Source organism: Candidatus Proelusimicrobium excrementi (genome assembly GCF_937881865.1).
Classification (GTDB): domain Bacteria; phylum Elusimicrobiota; class Elusimicrobia; order Elusimicrobiales; family Elusimicrobiaceae; genus Proelusimicrobium; species Proelusimicrobium excrementi.
In genome coordinates this window covers 1-7,309 of the sequence record NZ_CALGEO010000162.1, presented here as the reverse complement: position 1 = coordinate 7,309, position 7,309 = coordinate 1, and the positions used below count along the sequence as shown (strand labels likewise).

Genomic DNA, 7,309 nt, shown 5'->3' with positions numbered 1-7,309 from the left:
GGGCATGGTCGATCCGATAGCCGCCGCGAAAGCCGCCGCTGCGCACGGAATAAAGATATATACGGTTTCCATAGCAAGCGGCGGGGAAGCCGAGATGAAAGTTAACGAAATAAGCATTTTCGGCCCGGTAAGTACGGTCGCCAAGCTGCCGCCGCCTTCGCCGGAGTCGGAAGCGGTTTTGATGCAAATCGCCAAGGAAACGGGCGGCGATTTCTTCCGCGCAAAAAACAACGCCGAACTGCAGAATATTTACGCGCGCATAAATGAACTGGAAAAGACCGAATTTGAAGGAGCCTTAAGGCTTAACTATACCGATAATTACAAACCGGCTTTAACGGCGGCGATATTGCTGCTTATGGCGGCTTTTATAGCGGATAAATTTATATTTATAAAAATACCTTAATATTATGGAACTTTTTAATCAACCTTCAGTATTTATATATATGATATTTGCGGCGGTTTTGCTCGGCGCGCTGTGGTATTTCGGCGCAGCGCGGGCGGAAAAAGCCAGGAAGCTTCTTTTCAGCGCGGAAAATTACGCCAAGCTTGTTCCGCAGGAGCTTAAATTCAGGCGCAGAATAAAAGATATCCTTTTTTTGACGGGTTTGTTTTTCTTCTTCGCGGCTTTGGCCGGGCCCCAATGGGGCAGGCAGAAAATAGACGTCGAAGCTTCCTATTCCCAAGCCGTTATCGCGGTGGACGTTTCGCTTTCCATGCAGGCCGAGGACGTAAAGCCCAACCGTATGGCCGGCGCAAAGACCATGCTTTCCATGCTTATAGACAGTTTTGCGCGGGAACGCGCCGGAATAGTGGCTTTTACTTCCCGCGCTTTTATGCAATGCCCGGTTACAAGCGACGTCGGCGCGCTTAAGAGCTTGGCCCAGGGATTAAACGTCAATATGCTGCCTGTGCCGGGTACGGAACTTGCTCCGGCGGTTAATCTTGCGGCTAAAATGCTTGCGCCTTATCCAGGCAGTAAAGCGGTTGTTCTTATTACCGACGGAGAGGACCATAACCCCAAAGATTTGCAGGCCGCACTGAAAACCGCGCGGGAAAATGACATTAAAATAATAGCCGTCGGCATAGGGAGCGAAGAGGGGGAACTTATCCCCGTGCGCGAAAACGGCGTAAAAACGTATAAAAAAGATAAAGACGGCAAGACCGTGCTGACCAAACTTGACGAGAAGAGCCTTATCGGTTTGGCCTCGGCCACGGGCGGGGTTTATATAAAGTTTTCCGGCGCGCAGCAAACCGCGGAAGAAATATACCGCCAAATGCTTATGCTTGATAAAAGTTCTTCTATGGTCAACGGAAACGTGCTTTACAAAAACAGGTACCAAATACCGCTTTTTATAGGTTTTGTATTGGTGCTGAGCTCTATACTTATTGCTTTAAGAAAGGTAAAATAAAGATATATGCGTTCAGTTTTGTTTTTTTTGCTTTTTGTTTTGTCGGCCGCGCCGCTTTTTGCGGGTGCGGACGCCGATTTGCGCAAAGGCAACAAAGCTTATGACAAGGAAAAATACGGCCAGGCTTTTGAGTTTTACAACAAGGCCGCGGAAGGGGGCTCGCCCGATAAAGGCTTCTATAATTCCGGCGCGGCTCTTTACAGGCTTCAGGATTATGACGCGGCTTTGCAGGCCTATAAAGCCGTGGAAGACGGTTCCGAATTTAAACAAAGTTCTTATTACAATGCGGCCAACGCCTATTACAATATGGGTAACACCGAAGAGGCCGTTAAAAATTTGCGCCGCGCTTTGCTTATGAAAAGGGATGATAAAGAGGCCCTTCATAATCTTCAGTTTGTTTTAAAACAGCAGCAAAACAACAAAAATAAACAGGATAAGAACAATAACCAAGGCGAAAACAATCAGCAGCAGGATAATCAGGATAATTCCGATAAAGAAAATCAAAACGGGAATTCCGGCTCAAGCGGAGAGGACGAGGACCGTCAAAACCGGCCCGAAGAATCCCCTGAACAAAAACAGCTTTCGCCCAATGAAGCCGATAATATTTTGCAGATGAGCAAAGAACATTCTGACAACAGGAAAAAGGATTTTTCCGCTTTGGGTTCAAATACCGTGGAGAAGGATTGGTAATATGCTAAAAAGATTTTTCGTTTTTGTTTTTTTCTTCCTTTTCGCCGCGCTGGGCTTTTGCCAGGTGGATATTGACGTATCCGCCGACAAAACCGATATAGATCTTTCGGAAGAAATCCAGCTTACGATAACGGTAAAATCATCCTCTACGGACGTGGAAGTTACCCAAATGCCTTCTTTGCCTAATTTTAACATTTATTCTTCGGGTCAGAGCCGCAATATCAGCATGATAAACGGCAAAATCAACGCAACCCAGCAATTTAATTATATTTTGATACCGCGCTTTGCCGGCAAATCTTCCATAGACGCTTTTACCGTAACGGTTTCCGGCAAGGACTATTATACGGAACCTATTGAAGTGGAAGTTTCCCGCACGCAAACGGGCAACGCGGAAGCTTCTTTGGTAAAGCAAAACAATTCCGCAAAAAGCTCGTCCGAGGTTAAATTGAAACCAAGTTCGCCTAAGTCGGAGCAGGATACCCCGGCTTTCTTTATGACGGCTTCCGCCGATAAAACTTCCGCTTATATAAACGAGCAGATAAACCTTAAAGTGCGTTTTTATCAATCTCAAAGCACCACCGGCAGCCCGATGTACGACAGACCAAAAATGGAAGGCTTGGTTTTTGAGGAGCTCGGTTCCAAACAGGAATTTGAAGTAATCAACGGCCGCCAATACGTTTATACTCAGTTTGATTTGGCCGTTTTCGGCATTTTACCCGGCAAAGCGACTATAGGCCCCGCCAGCGTGGAATACCGCTCGACCGGGGATATTTTTGATCCGTTTTATTCATTCTTTTCAGCTTCAAAAAGCGACGTAAAAAAGGTATCCAGCAAGGCCATAAACGTAAACATACTGCCGCTTCCCAAAGAGGGCCGCGCAAAAAGTTTTTATAATGCGGTCGGCGGCGGATATTCCATAAAATCATCCGTGGATAACCAAACCCCTCAGGCCGGCGAGCCCGTTACCCTTTCCGTAACGGTAAAGGGCCAGGGCAATATGCGCGCCATAGGGGAGGTGCCCGCGCCGGAACTGGGCAAAAGCTTCAGAGTTTATGAAACCACGTCCTCTTTTACCAGCAAAGCCGTCAACGGCGTTTTGGGGGGAAGTAAAGTTTATAAAACCGTTATCGTTCCCAGGGCTTCCGGAACGTTTACGATTCCGCCCGTGGAATTTACTTATTTTGACGTTAACGATAAAACTTATAAGACGGTTAAGTCAAACGCGATAGATTTGGAAGTCAGCCCGTCCGATTCTTCTTCAGCTGCGCCGATATCGTTCTCTTCCGCGTCCTCGGGAACTTCTTCCGGCGGAGGGGTGGAACAAATAGTTCAGGATATACGTTACATCAAGGAAGGGAAGCCTTCCAAGTTCAGCGGATTCTTAACGGCTTTCGGCGATTTGGGTTCATGGCATTATCTTATTTTTGTACTGCTTGGCTTGGGCGGATTGGGGTATGTTCTTTTAAAAAGCCCTATCCCGGTATTTTCCAAGAAAAAGGCTTTCCTCGGAGCGAAAAAGGCTTTGCTTAAAGCAAAAAGCGTGGCGGAAGTTTCCCAGATACTGACCAAATATATAGAAACGAAACTCGGCCGCCCGATAGGTATAATGTCCATATCCGATTGCGCCGGCAAACTTAATCTCTCCGCTCAGACGGCCTACTCTTTGGAAACGCTCTGGCAAGAATTTGAAATGCTTAAATACGCGCCTTCAAGCGCGCTTAACAGCACCGTGGCGGCGGAAGAAGCCGCCCAAAAAACTTTGGCCGTAGTGCAGGATATTGAAAAGGAGGTAAAATAATGCGTGCGCTTCTTTTGGTTGTGATATTGTTTGCGGCTTTTCCTCTTTTTGCCCAGGAGACCGAAAAAACCGCCTCGGAAAAATATAATTCCGGCGACTATTTGGCCGCGGCCGAAGAATATCAGCTTAAAGCGGAGGCGGAGCCCGATAATCCTTATGTCCTTTACAATTTGGCAAACAGCTATTTTAAATCAGGCGACGGCGACAAAGCTTTGGTTTACTATCTGCGCGCTTTTAAACTGCTGCCGAGGGACGCGGACATCAGGCATAATTTGGCCTTCGCTTTACAGGCTACGGGGCAGAAGCTCGTCCCCGACGGTATGCCCGATACGGTTTTTAATCTTTATAATTATTACTCGTTGGCGGAGCTTAAAGGCCTCAGCGCGCTTTTTGCCTGGCTTTTGGCTTTTTCCGTTTTGGCGTATTTCTTTTTGGGGCGCGGCAAACGCGTAAAACTTCTTTGTTTTGCCGCCGGCGCTTTATTTTTGTTTTTTGCCCTGTGGCTTACGCTGAGATATCCCGCCGGTTCTCAAAGACTGGCGGTGGTTACCGTACCCAGAGCGGAGCTTCGCAGCGGCCCGGGGGAAAACTTCCCCGTGGGGCTAAGCGTGCCGCGCGCGCATTTGCTTGTAATCGCCGATTCCAAAGGCGAATGGGATCACGTTAACATAAAAGATACTGATTCGTCGGGCTGGGTTCTTAAAAAATCCTTGGAGGAAATTTAATTTATGTTTACCAAAAACGAAAGCAATGAACTTATAGAAGTGCTAAAATATGTAGGAGATAACCTCGGCCCGCAGATTAACGAGCTTGCCGTAAAGATAGTGGAATCTTTCAGAAACGGCGGCAAAGTTATTTTAATGGGCAACGGCGGCAGCGCGGGCGACGCCCAGCATATCGCGGCGGAGTTTGTCGGCCGCTATAAAAAAGAAAGACGCTCTTACCCGGCTTTGGCCTTGAACACCAACACTTCCACTATTACCGCCATAGGCAACGATTACGGATACGACGTAACTTTTTCCCGTCAGGTGGAAGGATTTGCAAATAAAGGCGACGTGGTTATCGGTATTTCAACTTCCGGCAACAGCGTAAACGTACATAAGGCAATGGAAGTCGCCAAGCTTAAAGGCTGCTATACCGCGGCTTTTTTGGGCAAAGACGGCGGCACCATTAAAAACGCCGTGGATTTGCCTATTATAGTAAAAAGCAACAATACGCCGCGCATACAGGAATGCCATATCTTTATCGGGCATACTTTATGCGAACTTGTTGAAAAGGAAATTTAATTATGATATTTGCCGTAGGATGCGATCATGCGGGGTATCCCGTAAAAGATTTGGTTACGGGCGCTTTGCGCTCTTTGGGGCATGAAGTTATTGACGAAGGCGTCTTTTCCCGCGAGAGCGCGGACTATCCCGATTACGCCAAAAAAGTGGCTTTGGATATAGAAAACGGCCGCGCGCAGAGGGGCGTTTTGATTTGCGGCAGCGGTATAGGCGTTTGCATAGCCGCGTCCAAATTTAAAGGCGTAAGGCCGGCCATCGCCCATGACGTTTACAGCGCGGCGCAGGGTGTTGAGCACGACGATATGAACGTCCTTTGCCTGGGTGCGCGCGTAATCGGCGATAAGGCCCCGCAGCTTGTGCCGGAACTCGTAAAAGCTTTTGCGCAGGCTTCTTTTTGCAAAGGGGAAGAACGCCACGAAAGAAGAACGGCCAAAGTCGCCGCATTTGAAAAAGAAAATTTTAAATAAATTATTTAAAGAGGTATTATATGCAAGCCAGTTACAATAAGTCAGCTGAAGAAATTATCAATAAAGGTTTAGCCAAACTTGAAAAAGCGGATTTTACCGCCAGGCTTTACAAACATGACGCTACTTTATGGAAAACCGAAGAAGCTCACACAAAAATCATCAACAATTCTCTCGGCTGGACGGAAGTATATAATTGGACTTTGGAAAGACTGCCGGAAATAAAGGCTTTCGCGTCCGAAGTAAAAAACGAATTTAAACACGTTGTTCTTATGGGTATGGGCGGCAGCAGCCTCGCGCCCGAAGTGCTTAGAGTCATTTTCGGCAAAAACGAAGGCTGGCCGGAACTTTTGGTTTTGGACAGCACAAACCCGGATTGGGTTTCCTGCGTAAGGGGCAAAATCGATCCCGCAAAATCTTTATTCATTTTCGCCAGCAAATCCGGCGGCACGGTGGAGCCTTCTTCACAGTTCGCTTACTTTTTTGACGAAGTCGGCAAGGTTAAAGAAAACGCCGGGGAGAACTTTATAGCGATTACCGATCCCGGCACCGGCCTTGAAACCTTAGCGAAAGAAAAGAAATTCAGAAAGATTTTTATCAACAAATCCGATATCGGCGGCAGATTTTCCGCTTTGTCCTTCTTCGGCATGGTTCCCGCAGCGCTTTGCGGCATAGACGTGGAGAAAATTCTCCTTTCCGCCAAAGAAGCCAGCGAAGAATTTAAAAAAGATCCCGCTTCCGCCGCGGCTAAACTCGGCTCTTTAATGGGTTGCGCTTTCGCGGAAGGCAAAGACAAACTTACATTGGTTATGCCCTCCGGCATAAGCGTATTCGGCCTTTGGGTTGAACAGCTTGTCGCGGAATCCACCGGCAAAGAAGATAAAGGCGTAGTGCCCGTAGCCGGGGAGAAACTGCATAAAGATTTCGCCTATAAAAACGACAGGATTTTTGCTTATGTTTCCTGCGATTGCCCCTGCAATAAAGAAATTTGCGCGGAAACCGAAGCTTTGAAAGCCTCGGCCCACCCGTTCTTTGAAGTTAAAATGAAAGACAAATACGCAATCGGTTCAATGTTCCTCTTGTGGGAAGTCGCCACGGCCGCCTGCGGCGCGATTATAGAAATTGATCCTTTCGATCAGCCCAACGTACAGGCCGCAAAGACTATCGCCAAGAATCTTTTAAACGATTTGTCCGCCGGCAAAACCGATCCGCAGACTTATCTTGATATCATCGTTTCCGATAATCTTAAAGGCAAAGTAAATTTGGACACCTTGGGCCGCGATATAGCCCAAACGCTTCAGGGCAACGACTATTTGGCGGTATTGCCCTATATGCACAACTCTGCCGAAAACGACGAACTTTTTACCGCTTTGAGGGATAAACTTTTTACGCAGACCAAACACGCGGTTCTGTTCGGCTACGGCCCCAGATATTTGCATTCCACGGGCCAGCTTCATAAAGGCGACGGCAACAACGGCGTGTTTTTGATTATCTCCGCAGACGCGGAAAATGACGTAAAGATACCCGGCGCGGCTTACGGTTTTAACGATTTGGTAAACGCTCAGGCTTTGGGCGATTTTAAAGCTCTTGCCGAAAAAGGCAGAAGAGTTATAAAAGTACACGTTAAAAAACCGCTTGTGCAAGGGCTTAAGAAATTAGCTT

At 47.4% G+C, this 7,309-nt stretch carries 6 protein-coding genes and 2 pseudogenes; all 8 read left to right on the top strand.

The features are described 5' to 3' along the window. Positions 1 to 403, top strand: a pseudogene (locus ACQY26_RS07255) (hypothetical protein); the annotation flags it as partial. A 4-nt stretch (positions 404 to 407) separates the two neighbouring features. Beyond that, positions 408 to 1,409 (top strand): vWA domain-containing protein, encoded by a 1,002-nt coding sequence (locus ACQY26_RS07250; RefSeq protein ID WP_428048515.1) that lies wholly within the window; start codon positions 408 to 410, stop codon positions 1,407 to 1,409. Between the two features lie 6 nt (positions 1,410 to 1,415). Beyond that, positions 1,416 to 2,099, top strand: a complete 684-nt coding sequence (locus ACQY26_RS07245) for a tetratricopeptide repeat protein (protein WP_428048513.1) — start codon at positions 1,416 to 1,418, stop codon at positions 2,097 to 2,099. A 1-nt stretch (position 2,100) separates the two neighbouring features. Continuing rightward, the gene (locus tag ACQY26_RS07240) at positions 2,101 to 3,897 is read left to right on the top strand and encodes a BatD family protein (RefSeq protein WP_428048511.1); all 1,797 of its coding nucleotides are present in this window, start codon (positions 2,101 to 2,103) and stop codon (positions 3,895 to 3,897) included. Beyond that, the gene (locus ACQY26_RS07235) at positions 3,897 to 4,622 is read left to right on the top strand and encodes a tetratricopeptide repeat protein (protein ID WP_428048509.1); all 726 of its coding nucleotides are present in this window, start codon (positions 3,897 to 3,899) and stop codon (positions 4,620 to 4,622) included. The genes ACQY26_RS07240 and ACQY26_RS07235 overlap by 1 nt, the downstream gene beginning before the upstream one ends. A 3-nt stretch (positions 4,623 to 4,625) precedes the next feature. After that, complete coding sequence (locus ACQY26_RS07230; protein ID WP_428048507.1) at positions 4,626 to 5,183, top strand: D-sedoheptulose-7-phosphate isomerase; 558 nt, start codon at positions 4,626 to 4,628, stop codon at positions 5,181 to 5,183. Positions 5,184 to 5,185: 2 nt separating this feature from the next. Further along, a complete protein-coding gene (locus ACQY26_RS07225) occupies positions 5,186 to 5,650 on the top strand; it encodes an RpiB/LacA/LacB family sugar-phosphate isomerase (RefSeq protein ID WP_428048505.1) in 465 nt (154 codons plus the stop codon). A 20-nt stretch (positions 5,651 to 5,670) separates the two neighbouring features. After that, positions 5,671 to 7,309, top strand: a pseudogene (locus ACQY26_RS07220) (hypothetical protein); the annotation flags it as partial.

Coding starts and splice junctions, on each gene's coding strand:
- ACQY26_RS07240 (WP_428048511.1), top strand. CDS start 2,101: ATGCTAAAAAGATTTTTCGTTTTTGTTTTTTTCTTCCTTTTCGCCGCG.
- ACQY26_RS07230 (WP_428048507.1), top strand. CDS start 4,626: ATGTTTACCAAAAACGAAAGCAATGAACTTATAGAAGTGCTAAAATAT.
- ACQY26_RS07250 (WP_428048515.1), top strand. CDS start 408: ATGGAACTTTTTAATCAACCTTCAGTATTTATATATATGATATTTGCG.
- ACQY26_RS07225 (WP_428048505.1), top strand. CDS start 5,186: ATGATATTTGCCGTAGGATGCGATCATGCGGGGTATCCCGTAAAAGAT.
- ACQY26_RS07245 (WP_428048513.1), top strand. CDS start 1,416: ATGCGTTCAGTTTTGTTTTTTTTGCTTTTTGTTTTGTCGGCCGCGCCG.
- ACQY26_RS07235 (WP_428048509.1), top strand. CDS start 3,897: ATGCGTGCGCTTCTTTTGGTTGTGATATTGTTTGCGGCTTTTCCTCTT.